Origin of the sequence: Thermococcus piezophilus (genome assembly GCF_001647085.1) — an archaeon.
GTDB lineage: Archaea > Methanobacteriota_B > Thermococci > Thermococcales > Thermococcaceae > Thermococcus > Thermococcus piezophilus.
Window position 1 is genome coordinate 1357490 of the sequence record NZ_CP015520.1, and the last position, 18051, is coordinate 1375540.

Sequence of the window (18051 nt, forward strand, 5' to 3'; positions counted from 1 at the left end):
CCTTTGTTTCATTTCCAACAAAATTCAACTCACAAAATTTTGTATAAGAACTTTCCAACATTCTTTGTGTGGAGGCATATTTTTAACTATCAATGTCGCCTTTTTGATTAGAATTCCCGGAGGTGGAATCATGGACGAAGTCAAAAAATGGACGATATATCTGATATTCCTCGTTGCTGGATTTGCCACGGGAATCGGAAGCATAGGTCTCTTCCCGCAGTTTTGGCTCCAGTACGGGATTACGGGAATCATAGTGCACGTAGTATTCCTGACCATGCTGACCTATGTGGCAATCCTAGAGGCGGAGACCGTCATGAAGTCCGGCTACTACTTCGTGGAGCTGTACCAGAAGGTTGCCAAAAGGCCCTCAATGATTATGGCAATATTTGCGGCTATAGTGATGTTTCTCTCATACTATGCAGCCAACGTGATGCTGACTCTGGTCTCACCGCTGCTCGGTACTGGAGCCGTTGCGAGGTTAATAGCAAAGGTACTGATGTTCGTGATAGTCTTCGTGATCCTTACCAGGGCCAAGGAGAATACCTTCGCCATAATGGCCATTGGTTCGGTTATCTTCGTCATTGCGGTGGCCATAACGGCGGTTGCCTTCAAGCTCCAGATACCGGAGAATGCCACGTTCCTTGGAATGGCCAAGCACATGCTTATTGCTAGGCACGCCATCACTCTTGACCTCATTAAAGACGCCGCACTTAGAGCAATCTATGGTGTTGGACTTGGATTCGCGTTCTACCTGATGCTCGGGAGCTTCATCAACGAGCGCTTTAACGCTAAGCTCATTATAGGAACTGGAATCTTCATTCAGCTCCTTGTTGGAGTGCTCTCCACGATAATCGTTGTCTACGGCCTTGGTCCAACCACCCCGGAGAGGCTCCTTCAGTACGTCTATGGCGGCGATGAAGGGGCGATCCAGCTCATGAGTGAGCTACCGGACATACTCTCAGGCTATCCTGCACTTATAGCACTCATCGGAATCTCAGTGTTCTTTGCTGGGGTCACGAGCCTGTTGCCTACCGCTGAGGTAGGCCTCCAGATAGTAGAATCGACACTGAGAGTGGGCAGAAACAGGGCTGCCATGTATCTTATTGGCGCGGCCCTCGTCATAGGGCTGATGGATTCTCCCCCGTCAATAGCGGATATGGCTCTCAAGGCAGTGATCATAATAACTTTCTTCATGGCCATATTTGAGCTGTATCCAGTGATAACATCCAAGGAGAAGCTCTCAACTCTCGGGCTCGTGGTGGCAGGAACAGCCGCACTGCTCTTCCTTGTGGGAGGTCTTTATGCCCTCGCCACCGTGTTCAGAGCAGGAGGCGTCTACGTAGCCTCGGGAATCCTCGCCGTGGTAGTTATTGCCTTCGGGCTCTTTGGCGACAAGCTTGTGCCCTGGACGCCCTCAGAGTGAGGGCTTTTTCATTTTTTGTTTGTGATGCAATAAGCAAAAAAGAAGAAGGGCTCACTTGTGAGCAAATATTGCGACGACCTTTTCTGGAGTCACTTCGTCTATCCTCACAAAGCCAAAGCGCTCGAACTGGACGATGTCATCGACCTTAACGTCAGCATCGGCTTCGAGCAGACCTTTCCTGGTGATGAGTTCGTCTCCCTGTGGAACGAGAACCTCACAGGGCTTGCCCTCGGTTACCCAGTGTATCATCCTCCAGCGGTTTTCCCTCGCTACCTCGTAGTCGATGCTGTGGAACCTGGCCTTAATTCCCTCCTCGCTCACCTCGACTATCTCCACGTTGAAGAGATCCTTCAGGCGGATAAAGTTGCCGGGCTTGAGCAGGTTCATGTCGTCCTTTGATACATAAACCGGCTTTTTGGGCTTGAACTTGAGCCTTCTAACGCCCCTCTCCGGGTGGTCCGGATGTAGAGGAATCTCTGCCACGAATTCCTCCCCGTAACCTTCAATGTACATCGGTATCGGGTCAGCAACGAAGAAGTGGCGGTTGGCTATGGGCTCTATGATTCTGCGGTTTATAGCTGCCAAGTTGTTCCAGCTGACGGTAGTGTCGCTTCTCTTTAGGCCGACCTCGATGATAAGCTCCCTTATGGCCTCCGGTCTTATGCCGCGCCTCTTCAGGGCCCTTATGGTTCCTAACCTCGGGTCGTCCCAGCCGAGGTATTTTCCATCCTCGATGCCCTTTCTCGTCTTGGACTTGCTAAGAATTACTCCCTCTATGCTGAGCCTTCCGTGGTGGACGGTAACTGGGTATTCCCAGCCAAAGTAGTCGTAGACGTAGCGCTGCCTCGTCTCGTTTTCTGCGTGCTCTTGACCGCGGAAGATGTGGGTAACACCGAGCTCGTGGTCGTCTATAGCGGAGGCGAAGTTGTAGAGCGGCCAGACACGGTATTTGTTGCCCGTCCTCGGGTGGTTTGGATTGTCGATTATTCTCAAGGCTGGCCAGTCCCTAACCGCTGGGTTCGGATGGCTGAGGTCGGTCTTGATTCTAACGACGGCTTCTCCCTCTTTATACTCTCCGTTGAGCATTTTCCTCCAGCGTTCGAGCTGAACCTCTACCGGCTCTTCCCTGTGTGGACAGGCCTTTCCTTCATCGCGGAGCTTTCTGAACTCCTCTGGCCTGCAGGTACAGACATAGGCCTTACCCATTCTGATGAGCTCCTCCGCGTAATTGTAATAAATCTCAATTCTGTCGCTGGCAATGTGGATTTCGTCGATCTGGAAGCCGAGCCACTTTAGGTCTTCGATAATCCAGTCGTAGAACTTAGGTTCGGGTCTCTTGACCTTCGGGTCTGTGTCATCAAAGCGGAGGATAAACTTTCCACCGTATATGCGAGCGTACTCGTGGCTGAGTATCGCCGCCCTGGCGTTGCCGAGGTGGAGTGCTCCGTCGGGGTTTGGAGCGAAGCGGGCAACCACTTTGCCTTTCTCGGCATTGGGGAGTGGAGGGAGGCCCGTCTTTTCCTCTTTCTTTTCCTTCTTTGTCTCAAAGAACTCGGGATAAATCTCCTTCAGCTTTGCTTCCTGTTCTTCGATGCCCATTCCATTGACCTGCTCCACTATCTGATTGACGAGTGGGATTATCTCCTTTGCTTTGGGCCTAAGTTCCGGGTTCTCGCCGAGAACCTTCCCTATCACAGCCTTTGGGTTGGCCTTGCCCTTGTGGCTGATCGCATTGATGAGCGCGTACTTCATAATCAGCTCTTTCACGTTCATTTTCCTCACCTGGGGAAGAAGGGAGGGAGGAGTTATAAAGTTACTCCCCTTCGCAATGTGGTTCTTCCTTCCGTTTCTTCTGCGGTAGGAGTATCTCCAGGAACACCAGGGCTAAAACCGAGGATTCCGAAGAACATGCCCCCGTTATTGCCCATCAGTATCCCAAAGAGAATGAACGAAATTCCCAAGAGCATCAGCTCAAGACCCTCATCCATGGAACCATCAGAATATTCTACTCAAAGAAGTTGGAAGTTTTGTGGCAGAAAATAAGAAGGTGCGGAGCTCACTCCGCAAAGGTCACTATCTTGAGATTGACCGGCCTTCTGACGACGTTGTACTTCCTCGCTCCGACGAGGTACTTTACCCCGCTTTCACTGACGGTGTCGATGAGCCTCTGAGTTATGACGCCGTTGAAGACGACCGCGTAAACGTCCTTACGCTCCTTAAGCTGGTTGGTGAGCTCTCTGACGGGTATCTCAGCGATGACGTTTTTGTCCTTATCTAGGAGGAGCGCCACCGAGTCCTTGGAGCTCCTGACCTTCTCGATGAACTCACCGAACTCGTCGAGCTCACTCGGTCTGGGTTGCTGGATTGGCTTGACTATCTTCTCCCCCCTCTCCTTGGGTTCGGGCCTTTCTGGGGGCTTTGGTACTGGGGGTTTGACTTCCCTGTGCTTTTCCTCCTTGGCTTTGGCCTTTTCTTTCTCTTTTATAACATCGTAGAAGTTCCTGCCCTTATAGAATATCTCGGTTATGACCTGCTCCGCTGGGACCTTGCTCCTCAGGGCTTTGACTATCTCTTTCTTTGTGAGCTCTTCAACTTCTTTGCCCTCGGGTGCCCTGGCGACGTAGTCAATATCTGCAACCTGAAGGAGCTCCTTGAGGATGAGCTCTCCACCGCGGTCGCCGTCGGTAAAGGCGGTAACGATGCGCTCCTTGCTGAGCTTTATGATGGTCTCTGGGACGGAGGTTCCCTCGACGGCTATGGCGTTCTTTATGCCGTGCTTGAGCAAGTTGAGCACATCTGCCCTTCCTTCAACAACAATGATTGAGTCAGAGAACGGCACATGCGGTCCGGCAGGAAGCTTCTCCGGGCCGTACTCTATGAGCTCCTTGGCACGGACGGCTTTCTTGACCTCCTCGGTGAGCTCCTGGGTCTCCGGGATCTCCTGCTCCATCATGGTCCCGAGGATCTCCTTGGCCCTCTCGATAATGTACTTCCTCTTGGTGGCGCGAACGTCCTCTATGCGGAGAACCTTTATTTTGGCCTCGGCCGGGCCAACCCTGTCGATGGTCTCAAGGGCAGCTGCCAGAATGGCTGTCTCAACCCTGTCGAGGCTCGATGGGACGGTTATCGTTCCGTAGGTCTTTCCTGCCTTCGTGTGAACTTCAACCCTTATCCTTCCAATCCTGCCGGTCTTCTGGAGTTCCCTTAAGTCCAAGTCATCACCGAGAAGGCCCTCAGTTTGACCAAAAATAGCACCAACAACGTCAGGCCTTTCGACGATTCCGTTTGCTTCGAACTCAGCGTAGATTACGTATTTAGTCGTTCCGAATTCATCTTTGGCTGACATACCATCACCCTCTTTTCTTTTTTCAAACTTCTGTTTTTCAGCTAAAATGTGGTGAAGCACTGTCTTTTTCCTTTTCATTAAATCCCCTCCATTCGGGGGTCAGAAACGGAGACGACTTTAAGGTAAAGGCCGTAAAGGTCCTCGATACCCTTTATGTCCTTCTTTGCTATCCTCTTGAGCTCTTTTCTCGTCTCTGAGTCCACCCTGCAGGAATACCCCTCCAAATACTGGAGGAGCTTCCTTGCGAGTTCTTCGCCCTTTCTGTCAAAGTCCGTAAGTATCATGACCTCATCATACGATGATGCGATGAACGCAATTTCTGACAGTGGAAGGCGGGAGAGTCTTATTATCTCCGCCCTGACCCCCAAATTTCTCAAAGCCACCTCGTCTCGCGGGCCCTCAACTATGATGGCCCCCTCAAACTCTCGCAGTTTGTTTATAAGCTCCTCGAATCTTTTATAGTTTTCGGCGTACATATTGCCGTCGTACTGGTAACGAAAGAATGGGGTTATAAGCTTATTGGCGCAGGTTTAGAGCCGGTACCTGAAGCCGAAAAAGGGGCCACCAGGTATAGTCGCTTTTCTTGCCGTAGTAAAGCGCCAGGATCAATCCAGTGAGCGGCAAAGCCGCATCATGATGTCCCTGACCATTTCTGGAAGGGGAAGGTCATCCCAAGGATTAGGGTGAGTGCGAATCCCCCGAGAAACCCCAAGAGAGCATAGAGGATAGCCCCACCAACCCTTGGTTTAACCGCGGTAAGGTAAACTATCCTGAGGACAAAGGCCTACGAGAGCGTCCATTCTACGTCCCCTCTGAGCAGATAAAACACCACCAAAAAAGCCGAGTATGAAGCTCAGCAGGTCTATGCGCTTCATGCTATCCACCGGCATAACTTTTCAAGAGAGTCCATAAAAGCATTGCTAACACACGTTTCTAACCGGCACCGTGTGGCTCATGGGTTCCTCGTAAAACTCCTCTATAAGCCTCTGGAGCTTTCTTGAAAGCTCAACCTGCTTGCCCCAGGAACCCTCTATCTTGCCCTTTGATGCCATCCTACCCAGAAACTTCTTCATCTCATCGTCCAGAGGTGAAGGCTTACACCTTGCATAGGGCGTCCCCGGTAAAGGCATGAAATAATGGGCGCGAACCTTTCCTCCCTTTTTCATAACCCACTCCATCAGCTCGATGCTCTTCCTCTGGCTCTCTTCGCTCTCGTTCGGAAGACCAACTATGAAATCTACCACCGGCTCAAAGCCGTACTCGAGCATATACTCCACCGCTCGCTTGACATGTTCGACCTTATGAATCCTGTGCATCGCTTTGAGCATCGCATCATCGCCGCTCTGGGCGCCTATGGCCAAGCGCCTGTTGTCGGCGTAGTCTGTGAGGAGCTCAAGGGTCTCCGGCAGGACGAACTCTGGCCTAACTTCGCTCGGAAACGTTCCGTAGAAGAGCCGCCGTCCCTCTTTTCTGAGAGGTTGAAGGGCCTTCAGTAAAGCCTCAAGCTTGTTCAACTTAAGTATCGCCCCAGGCGAGCCGTAGGCAAAAGCGTTGGGAGTTATGTAGCGTATGTCCTTCATTCTTCTTGAATATCTCACTATCTGATCTATGGGCCTATGCCTCATGCGGAGCCCCTTGATGTAGGGTGTTTGGCAATAGTAGCAGCTGAAGGGGCAGCCTCTGCTTATCTCGATGGGAGAGATTAGTCTTAGCGACTCGGGATAGGGCGGAAAACGCCAGAAGTTCTCCACTTTAGCGAAGCCCGTGAAGGTTAACTCGCCGTCCAGGTAAAAGGAGAGCCCCATGATGTTGAGAAGCTCCTTTGTGATTTTATAGCCCGTCTTTTTGAGGGTCGTTAAAAGCTGATAGAGAACCTCCTCTCCCTCGCCTATGACAGCTATGTCAAAACCGAGCTGGTTTAGGGTGTGTTTGGGCATGGCTATCGCGTGATAGCCGCCGGCTATCAGCAAAGCTCCCCTCTCCTTGAGGCGCTTGACCTCGTGGGGAAGGTCTCCCCATATCTCCTCCGTGAAGAAGGAGTAGAGAACGACCTTCGGCCGAGCTTTTAGAATCTCATTGAAGTCTTTGGTTACCAACAGCTCTCCGAGATCAAATCCCTGACTCTCCAGGGCGCCGAGAAGATGAACAAAGGCATTATGGTTGCGTTTTGTCATTCTGACCGCTATCTCTGGCATGGGGAAACCTCCAAAAGAGCGGTTTAAAAAGTTGACTTTCAGGGGGTGACAAAAGCAAGGAAGAGAAAGAAAGGCCTTCAGGCCTTGATAGCGAGCTTGATGTCCTCGGCCTTGACGGTCTTTCTGCCAGCGTGCCTGGCGTACTCGACGGCCTTCTTGGCAAGCTCGATGGCGTACTCCTCGAGGTACTCAGCGAGAACCTTAGCGGCCTCTTCGCTAACCCTCTCGGCACCGGCCTTCCTAATCAACCTGTCAATTGGGGCAATTGGCAACTCAGCCATTCACAACACCTCCAGAAGGATTTTTCACTAGTTTTTAGGCGATTGGAGATATATAAACCTTTCGGTAAACGGAGCCAGCTACGTCGATTAGATGGCCACTACGCCCTTGGATACAACCAACTTAGCGAGACGGATTTTCTCGTGAACCTTGAGGGAAATAGATAACCGGTCGAGAGCACAGTGCCCAATAGAAGGCATTACCCAGATGGTGCCTTTGGGGAGCGATAGTTTACCAGTACACCTTTTAATTAAGTCTTATGTTCTCGGGAAGAATTCATTTGTTCACTACTCGTACTTGGATGGCCTAAGAAATAGAATGGAGTTGGGTATCGAGGCAAATTTCGTAGTCTTATTTCTTTCTCCTCTTTGATAGCGTAAGGTGCTGGCTCCCCTGATAACTGCCCCGGTAGGGATTCTTTGCCGGGCCTTCAAGCCTGATGAATGCTATCTGAACGAACCTCTCTCCGTAGGCAAGCTCGATAGGTTCATCTGAGGCGTTGAATATTCCAAGGGTGAGGTTGCCGTCCCATCCCGGGTCGACCCAGGCGAAGGAACCCATCAGTCCCTCTCTTGCTAGGCTGCTCCTCAGCTTCATATCCCCCATAACGTCGTCAGGTAGTTTAATGCGTTCGAGGGTGAGAATCAGGGCGTAACCCTTTGCGGGGATTACAACCTTCCATTCCTTCCCAACGTCTATGAACTCTCCGTTAACCATTGCCTCCTTTCCAACCTTCAAGTCGTAGCCGGCCGCTGAAGGGATTTCTCGTTGAAGGGCTCGATTAGAATTTCCTTCCGGATTTTCCAGTCTGGGAGCATCATGTTGGCCACCACAGTTTTGGCTGGCGGGCCCGGCGGGATTCGAACCCGCGACTACCGGCTCCGAAGGCCGGTGCCATATCCCCTAGGCCACGGGCCCTCAGGATAAGTCATGGGGAGCAAAAATAAAGCTTGCGGTGGCAGGTGCAGTTTGGGGATGAAAAAATCTCATCGTTGGGTGGATTTGTTTTCCCAAAAGTACGTGTTGTGGAGATGGAATCCAAAAACTGACAGCAGGACTTTTGATCAACTTGGAAAGAAAAGTTTGAAGGGAGAGGAGTTCAGCCGAAGAGGGCACCGAGTCCAGCGAGGGCCTCCTCCTCGCTGGCCTCCTCCTCTTCCTCCTCCTCTTCCTCCTCAGCCGGAGCGGCCTCGGCGCCAGCGGCCGGAGCGGCGGCAACGGCGACCGGGGCAGCAACCGGCATGGCGGCCTTCTCGATGACCTCGTCGATGTTGACGCCCTCAAGGGCGGCAACGAGAGCCTTTATCCTGGCCTCGTCCGGGCTAACTCCGGCAGCCTCAAGGACGGCCTTGAGGTTCTCCTCGGTTATCTCCTTACCAGCGGCGTGGAGCAGCAGAGCGGCATACACGTACTCCATTCTTTACACCTCCAATCATCTTCATTTTTTCACACGGTTTTATTCAGGGATACGAGGGAAATGGAAAGTTCAGCCGAAGAGCGCGCCCAGTCCAGCGAGCGCGTCCTCCTCGGAGGCTTCCTCTTCTTCCTCCTCTTCCTCAGCCTCCTCGACCTTCTCCTCCTGCTGAGGCTGAGCGGCAACGGCTATTTGTGCCTGTTGGTTTAAAAGCTCTTTGGTCTTCTCGTCGAGCAGTTCCTCAGGCAGGTTCTGGGCTATGAGCAGGACGGCACGCAGAGCCCTGCCAAAGATGTCCTCGACGGTATCCTTGGTGATGTAGCCAGCCTCGACCGCAACATTCTTGGCTCCAAGGTAGGCCTTCTGGATGATGGCCTCGATGGTCTGGCTGGTTGGATAGGCAGTGTTGACGGACAGGTTGAACGCGTGCATGTAGGCCTGCTGGAGCAGGTTGATGTACTCCTCCTCGTCGATGGCGAGAACCTCTGGGGTGTAGACGATTCCGTCCTCGTAGGCCGCGAGGAGGTTGAGACCTACCTCAAGCGGCTCGATACCGAGGGCATTGAGGATCCTAGCGAACTGCTCGGTTATGACCTCACCGGCCTTGAGCACGGTATAGTCCTTCTGGATGCTGACCTTACCCTTCTCGATTCTCGCAGGTATGCCAAGAGCCTGCATCTCACCGACGAGCGGACCCGGTGAGATTGAAGTCGGACCGGCTGGTATGACGACGTCCTTGGGAACCGGCACGCCTGGCTTGGCCGGAGCAGGAGTCTTGCTCTCCTCAAGGAGCTTGTAGAGCTTGAATGGGTTCATCTCGGTAGCGAGGATTCCGGCTCCACCCTGTATGTGGTCGATGAGCTTCTCGAGCTCTGGCTTTCCAAGCTCCTGAGCGGCCCTCTTTATGGCGAGCTCAATGAGGGTGTTCCTCGAGACCCTGAGGAGTGCCTTGCCCCTGAGCTTCTCACGCATCTTTGAGAGCGGGTAAGCCGGGACATTGGCAACGTCAACGAGTGCTATCACTGGGTAGCTCTTGATGATGTTGGTGAGCTCTTCAACTTCCTTCTTCTTCCACTCAGCAACGTGGGCCATCTCCCTCACCTCTCCACCTTAACGGCCGGTCCCATGGTGGTCTTGACGTACACTGACTTCACTTGGTTCTCGCCCCTCTCAAGCTTGTTGATGATGGCGTTGAGCACTGCTTCAGCGTTCTCGGCGAGCTTCTCGTCGTCCATGTCCTCGGTTCCAATGGGGGCATGCACAACCGGGTTGTTCTTAAGCTGTATCCTGACTGTCTTCTTGAGCCTTGCAATTATTGGCTCTAGGTTGGTCATGGTCGGTGGAACGACCTGCGGCATCTTGTTCCTTGGACCAAGGTACCTACCGAGGTACCTACCGATCTTCGGCATCAGCGGAGCCGCCGCAATGAAGAAGTCGTAGCTCTTCGCCAGCTTCCTTGCCTGCCTTGGGCTCTTGGCGAGTTCCTCAAGCTGCTCTCCACTAATCACATCCAGCCCGAGCTTTTTAGCCGCCTCGGCAACGGCACCATCAGCGATGACCGCGATCTTTGGCTCCTTCCCACGACCGTGGGGCAGCACAACCTCAAGCTTAAACCTGTTCTCCGGCTTGCGGAGGTCTATATCCTTGAGGTTGACTGCCACTTCGACGGTCTGTGTGAAGTTGCGCGGCTTAGCCCGGGCCTTCGCCTCCTTCACCGCTTCCACGATTTTCTGCCTGTCAAAGGCCATCTACAGCCCTCCCTTCATTTTTGATTTAAGCACCGAAAAGTCAAAAATGCGTAAAAAGAGGGATTTTTAAACTTTTCCCTCACTCCTCGGCGTTTGCAAAAATCTCGTCGTAAATGCCTTCGTCAATCTCCTTCTGGACTTCCCTCGGGTCCTTGCCCTCGACGGTAACGCCCATGCTGAGCGCTGTACCGATGACCTCCTTGGCTGCAGCCTTGAGGTCAGCGGCAAGCATCTGGTCCACCTTGGCCTTGGCTACCCTGATGACCTGCTCCATGGTTAGGTTTCCGACCGGGCTGTGGCCAGCCTCGCTGGAGCCCTTTGGTATACCAAGCTCCTTCTTTATGAGCTGGCTGACCGGAGGAACACCAACCTCAATGCGGAAGGTCTTCTTCTTGGGGTCCTCCACGATGATCTTGACTGGAACTTGCATTCCCTCGAAGTCCTTGGTAGCCTTGTTTATCTCGTCAACGACCTGCTTAACGTTAAGTCCGAGCGGACCGATAGCGGGACCGAGTGGTGGACCTGGTGAAGCCTTTCCTCCCTCAACGAGCACCTCAACAACCTGCGGCATCTTTCTCACCTCTAGTTTTCTGAGTCCGTTCACTCCTTCTGGCGTTTGCTTATAAGTCTAACGTATTCGCCCCTCACCGTAACCGGAATCGGGACGATTGAACCGATGAGCTCGACAACTATTTCATCCTTGGCTTCGTCAACCCTAACGACCTTTGCTTTCTCGCCCTTGAACGGGCCGGCGATGAGCTCAACTATGTCACCAGGCTCGAAGCCGCTCACGGCTGGTTTTTCCTCGAGGAAGTGTTCAATCTCTTCAAACCTAATCTCACCGGGAAGAGTTCCCTTGGCGTGTCTTATGCCCTTAATTGCTTCATCCACGGCGCTCTTGCTTGGGGCCTCGACGAATATGTAGCCCTTGACTTTCGATGGTGTCAGTATGGCGTAGACTGGGAGTTTGTAAGTCTTAATTTTGCTGTATATCAGCTTTGCCGTGGTCTCTTCCTGACCAACGGTGACGCGCACTGTGAATATCCTGCCATTGCTCATGCTTATCACCCGCTACTAACTCAAGCGCCAGTGATTATGTATCCAATCATGCGGATTATGAGGCCTATAAGGCCAATTAAAGTCATTCCAATGCCGGTAATCTTAGCAGCCATCTTAAACTCTTTCCAGCCCGGCTTTTTTGTTACTAGCAAAACCCTCCGCGACTCCGCAAAGAAGTTTTTAAGCTTTTCCGTGGTTGTTGCCACCCTCGTCACCCCTCTAAATTTTGGAAAATGAACGGGTTATCAAAGCTCCTCAAGGTCGAGTTTAATAACTTTTCTCTCGGGTTCTTCACCGTAGTAAGTGGGCTCTTCCTCGGCGACAGCGTATGGGGAGCTGACTCCAGTAACCACGATGAGGATCCTTATCATCTTTCCGAGCTCTTCGTCAAGCTGTATTCCCCAGATGACCTGTGCCTCAGGGTCGAGCTTGCTCGTGACGAGCTCTATTATTTGCTGAGCCTCCTCGAGCTTGACGTCGCTTCCGCTTATGCTTATGAGCGCTCCCTTGGCACCGCTTATGTCAACGTCGAGGAGCGGGCTGTTCAAAGCCTGCTGGGCAGCTTCGAGGGCCCTCTTCTCGCTGTCGCTCTCGCCGATACCTATCATCGCAACGCCGCCATCCTTCATGACTGCCCTTACGTCGTTGAAGTCGAGGTTAACGAGTCCCGGCTTGGTGATGAGCTCAGTGATGCCCTTGACGGCCTGGACGAGTATCTCGTCAGCGACCTTGAAGGCCATGTGTATGGGCAGGTTGGGAGCGACCTCCATGAGCTTGTCGTTCGGTATAACGATAACCGTGTCGCTGTTCTTCCTGAGCCTCTCGAGACCATATTCAGCGTTCTTTATCCTCCTGATGCCCTCAACGGTGAACGGGAGGGTGACGACGGAAACGGTGAGGGCACCCATCTTCTTTGCTATCTCGGCAACGACGGGGGCGGCACCGGTGCCGGTTCCACCACCGAGACCGCATGTTATAAAGACCATGTCAGCACCTTCGAGAGCATCGCGGATTTCCCTCTCGCTCTCCTTAGCAGCCTCCTCTCCCATCTTGGGGTTGTTTCCTGCGCCGAGACCACGGGTAAGTTCCTTACCGATGAGTATCTTTTTGTGAGCTCTAACCTTGAGGAGATCCTGAGCATCAGTGTTGATGGCAATAACCTTCGCACCCTGGATACCGACCTGCATCATCCTGTTTATAGTGTTGCAGCCGGCACCACCGACACCAACGACATAAATCTTGGCCTGTATCTGCTCTAGAATCCTCCTAAGTTCCTCATCTATGTCAGTCTGCGGAGCCTGGGCCTCCGGAACCTTGTTAAGGTCGGAGGAGGTTCTTTCGATAGCGTCTTCAATCAGCTTCAGCATCTTTTTACCCTCCGGGCAATTTAACATCTGTTTCACTTTGTAGGCAGGTAGTATATAAATTTAGCTAAGGCCGGTGCTGATTTTAAAATCCCGCTTAACATCTTTAAAGATTTCGATTATCAGTCCCGTATGAACTCCAAGCCGAGCTCCTCAGCTAGAGTTTTCGCCGTCTGTCTTGTCTCACCCTTACTGCCCTTCCAATCGACGTATATGGCGTCCACCCCACAGTCCGTTCTCTCAATGGCCTTGAGGAGGAGTTCCTTCTTGAGAGGGTGGGTGTACTTCGGGGCTATGTGACCGAAAGCCAGGTCCGTTTCGAGTGCTCTCTTCGTCTGCTTCGGCGCGTAGTGGCCTCCTCCGATTCCAATGGCAACTGGGAATTTTGAGTTCTCGTAGTTCTCCAGCACGGATATTATTGTCTCCGCCGATATCTCCCCCGCCCTGTCGTTCACCCACTCCTCCTCGCTCGAGCCTATTTCGATGAACAGACTCGGGACGTTCAGCTCGCTCGGGCCGTGGTGGGTCGCCTCGTAGCAGACGGTCCAGTCTAAATCGTTGAGTTCGTTCATCGTGAGGAGTGCAAGCTTCATTGCGTTCGGCTGTGCTATAGCTAGGCTCTCGTCCTTTCCGCCGTACATTGCGTTGCCCCAGTTACCGGTCACGTGAGTGGTGAGTGCAGGTAGCTTCTGCTTGCTGGCGTGTCTCGAGGCAAAGACGATTATCTCGGGCGTGGAGCCTAGTTGCTCCTCTATTGTTCCATCAAGGTTGTCGTAGTAGATCATCTCGTTGTTGGTCGTCAGGATTAGTATATCGCCCTTTGAGTAGACTGGATTTCCGTCGAAGCTTTTCTCCGTTTCTTTGAAGCCGAAGTTCTCCACCAGTTTTTCCATTATATTCATGGAAGCTAGGTCTATCTTCGTCGTCATTATGACCTTCATTTTTCAACCCCCTTGATGCTTGGCTTTGGAATTAAAAGGTTTTGTCCAGGTTTGAACTTCTACTTTTGTCCACTAGATTTCGATGGTGCTGTGTTCTATTCTCCAATCTCACATAAAGATTTACGAAAAAGTAACACAAACTATATAACCGCAAATGTACTTCAATATCCTAATATGGTCGTTCAGACCATATACTCACAATTAGGTTTGGAGGCGTGAAAGGCATGAAAAGGTTTATATCGATTGGCCTTGTGGTCGTTTTGCTTTTTGCAGTGGTTATGGCGGGCTGTATCAGCAGCACTGAAACCGGAACATACTCCATAACTATATACACTGGTTCAACCTCCGGTGTTTACTATCCGCTCGGCTCAACCTACGCCAATATCCTCCAGAAGTATGGCAAGGATGAAACTGGAATCAAAATTGACGCGAAGGCCGTTACCAGCGGTGCGAGTGTCTCCAACGCCCAGGCCATCGGTGACGGAAGGGCTCAGGCTGCCATCATGCAGAACGATGTCGCTTACTATGCCTACAATGGAGTTATACTCGACGCGTTCAAGGACAACGCCGTTAAGAATCTTCGTGGAATAGCCGCCCTCTATCCCGAAACCATCCAGTTCGTCGTTAAAGCCGACAGTGACATAAAGACCCTCCAGGATCTCACCGGTAAGAAGGTCGCGGTCGGTGCCGCCGGAAGCGGAACGGCCGTTGCCGCCCAGCAGATACTCGAAGCTGCTGGAGTTTGGGACCAGGTGGATAAGGTCTACCTCTCTTTCACCGAAGCAACCCAGCAGCTCAAGCTCGGCCAGATAGATGCTGCAGTCATAGTTTCAGGTGCTCCGACTCCTGCCGTTGACCAGATAGCCGTCCAGACTCCAGTAAGGATTCTCCCGATTGGAGAGGACATCCTCCAGAAGCTCCATGACAAGGGCTACATATTCTACGTCAGCCAGACCCTCCCGAAGGACACATACAACGGAATGACCCAAGACACCCCGACCCTTGCCGTTAAGGCCATCCTAGTCGTCAGCGCCGACGTTCCTGACGAAGTCGTCTACGCCATGACCAAGCTCCTCTTCCTGCACGTTGACGAGCTCAGGCAGGTTCACGCCAAGGCCCATTACATAAGCCTTGACACCGCCCTCGACGGTATGAGCATCCCGCTCCACCCAGGGGCCATCAAGTACTACGAGGAGCAGGGCAAGACCATCCCCGACAACCTGAAACCATGAGGGGGTATCTTTGAGCCGCAGAACCCTTTCCTTTTTTGTTATCGCTATGTTCATCATTCTGTTCCTTCCGGTAAAGGCCGTTGAGATAAGTTTTGATGGTGGTGTCCACTTTTATCCCCCCGGTTCAACGATTGAGATAACCTACATTCACAGCGTTGAACGTAGCACTGTTGTGGAGGTGCTCGTGGCAAACACGAGCGGGTTTTACGCCGTCGAAATGAAGTGGAAAGACTTCGGAGCAGGTCTCCCCGAGGACATTCAAGGAACTGTGGGGGACTATTACGTTAAGCACGTCAGCGATTACCTAGGAGAGGACTTCAGCTACTGGTTCATCCCGCTGAACCATGTGAACATAACCGTAAACGGGTCCCCCGTTCTCAACAGCCCTGAAAAGGCACTGTTGGTTAATTTTAGGATTAAGCGAGTTCCCCTGATTCTGACTCTAATAGGGAGGTGGTGAAGATGGGAGAAGGTCTTCAAGGAATGGACAGGATGGAGTATGAGGAGGTAGTTATAGAACGGACGAGAACCCTTCCGCCCAGGCTGGAGCTGGTCGTTAAGATTGCTGCGATACTTATAGGCCTTTACGAAATCCTGTTCATATTCAACTTCAACTACACACTCTACGATCTCTTCTCCAGACTGGGCCTTAAGTTAGAATTCCTCAGGATTACCTTCCAGCCGAAGCAAGGGGAAGCATTTGTTCTGGCCATGCTCATGGCTATAACCTTCTTGCTCTACCCGATTCGGAAGAAGGAGAAGTATTTCAAGAAGGTTTTTGCCTACGACTATGTCATGGGTACCGTTGGAGTAATCTCGATGATATACCTGTTCGCGGTCTACCAGCGTTACATACTGATGTCGACCCTTAACGACACTGATGTCATCTTTGGACTCCTGGCCATAATAATGGTTATTGAGGCAACGAGACGCGTTCTCGGCTGGGTTCTGCCCCTGATAGTAACTCTTTTCCTCGTCTACGGGATCTACGCAATAAACTTCGACTGGGTGCGCTTTGTCCAGCAGCTTTACTTCGACGAGGGAATCTTCGGAATTCCGTTCTTCGTTATGACCATCTACGTCTTTGCCTTCATATTCTTTGGTGCGTTCCTGCTGAGGATAGGCGTCAGCGACTACATAACCGAGTTCATGATAAGCCTCTTCGGAAAGAGGCCAGGTGGTCCAGCCAAATCCGCAGTCATCTCAAGCGCCCTCATGGGAACTGTCAGCGGTTCTAGCGTCGCAAACGTCCTGACGACAGGAACGTTCACCATTCCGCTGATGAAGAAGGCGGGCTATCCACCTGAGATAGCTGGTGCCGTGGAGCCAGTGGCATCAACGGGCGGTCAGCTCATGCCTCCAATCATGGGAGCGGCGGCCTTCATCATGGCGGAGTTCCTCAACCTACCGTATAACAAGATCATCATAGCTGCCGTTTTGCCTGCCCTCGTTTACTACGGCGGTGTCTACCTCTTCATTGACCTTGAGACCAAGAGGCTTGGCCTTAAGGGCATGGCGACTAACCACTTCAAGACGATGACTTACTTCCTCAGGAAGCTCTACATTCTTCTGCCAATAATCGTCATCACGGTGGCACTTGTCTGGGGAATAGCGCCTCAAATAGCAGCTATATCATCCCTCGGCGTAGCTATATGGGTCGCGTGGATTTCGAGGGATGAGATTTACGGAAACGAGAAGCTCTACGTTGCCGTAGCCATCATTGCCACCCTGCTAATGTTCCTCGGCAAAGACATCGGTACACAGACCGCGATGATGCTATTGGCGATGTTCATTGTTCTCGTGGTTCTCGGCGTGATGAAGAAGGGCGTTGCCTTCAACGAGAAGTTTTACATAACCGCGATGTTCCTGCTTTTCATAGCCCTCGCCAAGTACCTTGGCATGACCAAAGAGCAGATAGTCCTCATGACGGGCGTCTTCGGAATAGTCTTCTCAATCCTTGTCGGCTACCGCTCATCCCACGACAGTGGCAGGATGATGTACCGCGCCACTTACGAGGCCATGATAGACGCAGGAAAAACTAGCGTCAGCGTTATGCTAGCCGCCGCCAGCGCTGGCCTCATCCAGGGCGTTCTTACCATGACCGGCGAGCTCACCAACATAGGCTACCGCCTCATATCCCTCACGGGAGGACACCTCTGGCTGCTCCTCATGTTGACCATGGTGTTCAGCCTCATCCTCGGTATGGGCGTCCCGACGACGGCAAACTATATCATAACCTCTCTCGTTGCTGCACCTGCAATATACATGCTCGTCAGGAGCATAGAGCCCTACAACCAGCCGGTTCCAGGCTACACAGTGCTCATAGCAATGCTCTCGGCCCACTTCTTCGTGTTCTATTTCGGAATCTTGGCGGACGTTACCCCACCAGTGGCGCTTGCGAGCTACGCTGGTTCTGCAATAGCTGGCGGGGACTTTTGGAAGACGGCGATGAACGCGGTGAAGTACGCTTTGGCGGGTTACATAGGGCCGTACATATACTTCACTCACCCAGAGATGTTTCTCATAACCGTGGCCGAGTGGAATCTCATGATGGTGCTCAGAGTAGCATATTATCTGGCGGCGACCCTGTTCGTGATGTACCTGCTGGCGATAGCCTTAACGGGGTTCTACAGCACCAACCTGAAGAAGTGGATCAGGGCTGTCTTTGGGGTCATTGGGCTGGCGGGAGTAACGCTAAACCCCATAGTCATCGGGGCCGGTGTGGTGGCTTGGCTCGGCCTGAAGCTTTATGGAAAAAAGCACTGTCCGGGGCCTGAGCCCCTTTAGTTGTCTATCCTTTCGCTCATAGTTTTTATTATTTCTTCCGAAGTTCTTGTAACTTGGTTGCTGGCGTTACTGGCAGTTCTCTGGAGCGTTCTGATGGTAAATAAGACTACAGCCAAGGCCATTGCCATCATCATTAGGTATTCTATTGCGGCCTGGGCTCGCCTCATACGACTTACCTCCTGCCACTTCCAATACATATTAAGTAACTTAAGGTTAATAAATTTTTGACCAAGATCATTTAGATGATAGAGAAGTTAAAGACA

The 18051-nt window shown here is 52.1% G+C and carries 19 protein-coding genes, 1 tRNA gene and 1 pseudogene; 4 read left to right on the forward strand and 17 right to left on the reverse strand.

Features of this window, described 5'->3' with window-relative positions; all coding sequences use genetic code 11:
* The first annotated feature begins 130 nt into the window (after positions 1-130).
* The gene (locus A7C91_RS07425; RefSeq protein WP_068666262.1) at positions 131-1423 is read left to right on the forward strand and encodes a sodium-dependent transporter; all 1293 of its coding nucleotides are present in this window, start codon (positions 131-133) and stop codon (positions 1421-1423) included.
* A 51-nt stretch (positions 1424-1474) separates the two neighbouring features.
* Here A7C91_RS07425 and A7C91_RS07430 read toward each other — a convergent pair whose 3' ends face one another.
* The 16 genes and pseudogenes from A7C91_RS07430 to A7C91_RS07505 form a co-directional block, all read right to left on the reverse strand.
* Positions 1475-3196, reverse strand: a complete 1722-nt coding sequence (locus A7C91_RS07430) for a glutamate--tRNA ligase (protein WP_068666264.1) — start codon at positions 3194-3196, stop codon at positions 1475-1477.
* Positions 3197-3479: 283 nt separating this feature from the next.
* Entirely contained in the window at positions 3480-4847 is a 1368-nt protein-coding gene (gene dnaG / locus A7C91_RS07440; protein WP_068666268.1) for a DNA primase DnaG, read from the reverse strand.
* Entirely contained in the window at positions 4847-5245 is a 399-nt protein-coding gene (locus A7C91_RS07445; RefSeq protein WP_068666270.1) for a toprim domain-containing protein, read from the reverse strand. The genes dnaG and A7C91_RS07445 overlap by 1 nt, the downstream gene beginning before the upstream one ends.
* A gap of 270 nt (positions 5246-5515) precedes the next feature.
* The gene (locus A7C91_RS11230; RefSeq protein WP_199920004.1) at positions 5516-5653 is read right to left on the reverse strand and encodes a hypothetical protein; all 138 of its coding nucleotides are present in this window, start codon (positions 5651-5653) and stop codon (positions 5516-5518) included.
* A gap of 36 nt (positions 5654-5689) precedes the next feature.
* Entirely contained in the window at positions 5690-6964 is a 1275-nt protein-coding gene (locus tag A7C91_RS07450) for a TIGR04013 family B12-binding domain/radical SAM domain-containing protein (protein ID WP_068666272.1), read from the reverse strand.
* A gap of 77 nt (positions 6965-7041) precedes the next feature.
* Positions 7042-7245: an archaeal histone HpkA gene (gene hpkA / locus A7C91_RS07455; protein ID WP_068666274.1), complete on the reverse strand. Its 204-nt coding sequence runs from the start codon at positions 7243-7245 to the stop codon at positions 7042-7044.
* A gap of 349 nt (positions 7246-7594) precedes the next feature.
* Positions 7595-8064, reverse strand: a pseudogene (gene dcd / locus A7C91_RS07460) (dCTP deaminase).
* Between the two features lie 21 nt (positions 8065-8085).
* Positions 8086-8161: transfer RNA gene (locus A7C91_RS07465), tRNA-Arg, on the reverse strand.
* A 181-nt stretch (positions 8162-8342) separates the two neighbouring features.
* Positions 8343-8660, reverse strand: a complete 318-nt coding sequence (rpl12p, locus tag A7C91_RS07470; RefSeq protein ID WP_012571140.1) for a 50S ribosomal protein P1 — start codon at positions 8658-8660, stop codon at positions 8343-8345.
* A gap of 69 nt (positions 8661-8729) precedes the next feature.
* Positions 8730-9749: a 50S ribosomal protein L10 gene (locus A7C91_RS07475; protein WP_068667425.1), complete on the reverse strand. Its 1020-nt coding sequence runs from the start codon at positions 9747-9749 to the stop codon at positions 8730-8732.
* A gap of 5 nt (positions 9750-9754) precedes the next feature.
* Positions 9755-10405, reverse strand: coding sequence for a 50S ribosomal protein L1 (locus A7C91_RS07480; protein ID WP_068666276.1), 651 nt, complete (start codon positions 10403-10405; stop codon positions 9755-9757).
* 79 nt (positions 10406-10484) lie between these two features.
* Positions 10485-10976: a 50S ribosomal protein L11 gene (locus A7C91_RS07485; protein ID WP_068666278.1), complete on the reverse strand. Its 492-nt coding sequence runs from the start codon at positions 10974-10976 to the stop codon at positions 10485-10487.
* Between the two features lie 29 nt (positions 10977-11005).
* Positions 11006-11464 (reverse strand): transcription elongation factor Spt5, encoded by a 459-nt coding sequence (locus A7C91_RS07490; RefSeq protein WP_068666280.1) that lies wholly within the window; start codon positions 11462-11464, stop codon positions 11006-11008.
* A gap of 20 nt (positions 11465-11484) precedes the next feature.
* Complete coding sequence (locus A7C91_RS07495; protein WP_068666282.1) at positions 11485-11670, reverse strand: protein translocase SEC61 complex subunit gamma; 186 nt, start codon at positions 11668-11670, stop codon at positions 11485-11487.
* 39 nt (positions 11671-11709) lie between these two features.
* Positions 11710-12831, reverse strand: coding sequence for a cell division protein FtsZ (gene ftsZ / locus A7C91_RS07500; RefSeq protein ID WP_068666284.1), 1122 nt, complete (start codon positions 12829-12831; stop codon positions 11710-11712).
* 119 nt (positions 12832-12950) lie between these two features.
* Complete coding sequence (locus A7C91_RS07505) at positions 12951-13769, reverse strand: D-aminoacyl-tRNA deacylase (protein ID WP_068666285.1); 819 nt, start codon at positions 13767-13769, stop codon at positions 12951-12953.
* Positions 13770-13993: 224 nt separating this feature from the next.
* Here A7C91_RS07505 and A7C91_RS07510 point away from each other — a divergent pair, with 224 nt between their 5' ends.
* From A7C91_RS07510 to A7C91_RS07520, 3 genes are read left to right on the forward strand one after another with little or no spacing between them, the layout of a single operon-like run.
* Entirely contained in the window at positions 13994-15001 is a 1008-nt protein-coding gene (locus A7C91_RS07510; protein WP_068666287.1) for a TAXI family TRAP transporter solute-binding subunit, read from the forward strand.
* 10 nt (positions 15002-15011) lie between these two features.
* Positions 15012-15461: a DUF1850 domain-containing protein gene (locus A7C91_RS07515; RefSeq protein ID WP_199920005.1), complete on the forward strand. Its 450-nt coding sequence runs from the start codon at positions 15012-15014 to the stop codon at positions 15459-15461.
* Positions 15462-15463: 2 nt separating this feature from the next.
* Entirely contained in the window at positions 15464-17788 is a 2325-nt protein-coding gene (locus A7C91_RS07520) for a TRAP transporter permease (RefSeq protein WP_068666289.1), read from the forward strand.
* Here A7C91_RS07520 and A7C91_RS11235 read toward each other — a convergent pair.
* The gene (locus A7C91_RS11235) at positions 17785-17955 is read right to left on the reverse strand and encodes a hypothetical protein (RefSeq protein ID WP_199920006.1); all 171 of its coding nucleotides are present in this window, start codon (positions 17953-17955) and stop codon (positions 17785-17787) included. The two genes, A7C91_RS07520 and A7C91_RS11235, sit on opposite strands and share 4 nt — an antisense overlap.
* Positions 17956-18051: the final 96 nt, after the last annotated feature.

Excerpts from the sequence above, each read along its gene's own strand:
- A7C91_RS07510 (WP_068666287.1), top strand. The coding sequence starts at position 13,994 with ATGAAAAGGTTTATATCGATTGGCCTTGTGGTCGTTTTGCTTTTTGCA.
- A7C91_RS07490 (WP_068666280.1), bottom strand. The coding sequence starts at position 11,464 with ATGAGCAATGGCAGGATATTCACAGTGCGCGTCACCGTTGGTCAGGAA.
- A7C91_RS07520 (WP_068666289.1), top strand. The coding sequence starts at position 15,464 with ATGGGAGAAGGTCTTCAAGGAATGGACAGGATGGAGTATGAGGAGGTA.
- A7C91_RS07445 (WP_068666270.1), bottom strand. The coding sequence starts at position 5,245 with ATGTACGCCGAAAACTATAAAAGATTCGAGGAGCTTATAAACAAACTG.
- dnaG (WP_068666268.1), bottom strand. The coding sequence starts at position 4,847 with ATGAAAAGGAAAAAGACAGTGCTTCACCACATTTTAGCTGAAAAACAG.
- A7C91_RS07485 (WP_068666278.1), bottom strand. The coding sequence starts at position 10,976 with ATGCCGCAGGTTGTTGAGGTGCTCGTTGAGGGAGGAAAGGCTTCACCA.
- hpkA (WP_068666274.1), bottom strand. The coding sequence starts at position 7,245 with ATGGCTGAGTTGCCAATTGCCCCAATTGACAGGTTGATTAGGAAGGCC.
- A7C91_RS07475 (WP_068667425.1), bottom strand. The coding sequence starts at position 9,749 with ATGGCCCACGTTGCTGAGTGGAAGAAGAAGGAAGTTGAAGAGCTCACC.
- A7C91_RS07450 (WP_068666272.1), bottom strand. The coding sequence starts at position 6,964 with ATGCCAGAGATAGCGGTCAGAATGACAAAACGCAACCATAATGCCTTT.
- A7C91_RS07505 (WP_068666285.1), bottom strand. The coding sequence starts at position 13,769 with ATGAAGGTCATAATGACGACGAAGATAGACCTAGCTTCCATGAATATA.
- A7C91_RS07430 (WP_068666264.1), bottom strand. The coding sequence starts at position 3,196 with ATGAACGTGAAAGAGCTGATTATGAAGTACGCGCTCATCAATGCGATC.
- A7C91_RS07425 (WP_068666262.1), top strand. The coding sequence starts at position 131 with ATGGACGAAGTCAAAAAATGGACGATATATCTGATATTCCTCGTTGCT.
- A7C91_RS11235 (WP_199920006.1), bottom strand. The coding sequence starts at position 17,955 with ATGAGGCGAGCCCAGGCCGCAATAGAATACCTAATGATGATGGCAATG.
- A7C91_RS07480 (WP_068666276.1), bottom strand. The coding sequence starts at position 10,405 with ATGGCCTTTGACAGGCAGAAAATCGTGGAAGCGGTGAAGGAGGCGAAG.
- rpl12p (WP_012571140.1), bottom strand. The coding sequence starts at position 8,660 with ATGGAGTACGTGTATGCCGCTCTGCTGCTCCACGCCGCTGGTAAGGAG.
- ftsZ (WP_068666284.1), bottom strand. The coding sequence starts at position 12,831 with ATGCTGAAGCTGATTGAAGACGCTATCGAAAGAACCTCCTCCGACCTT.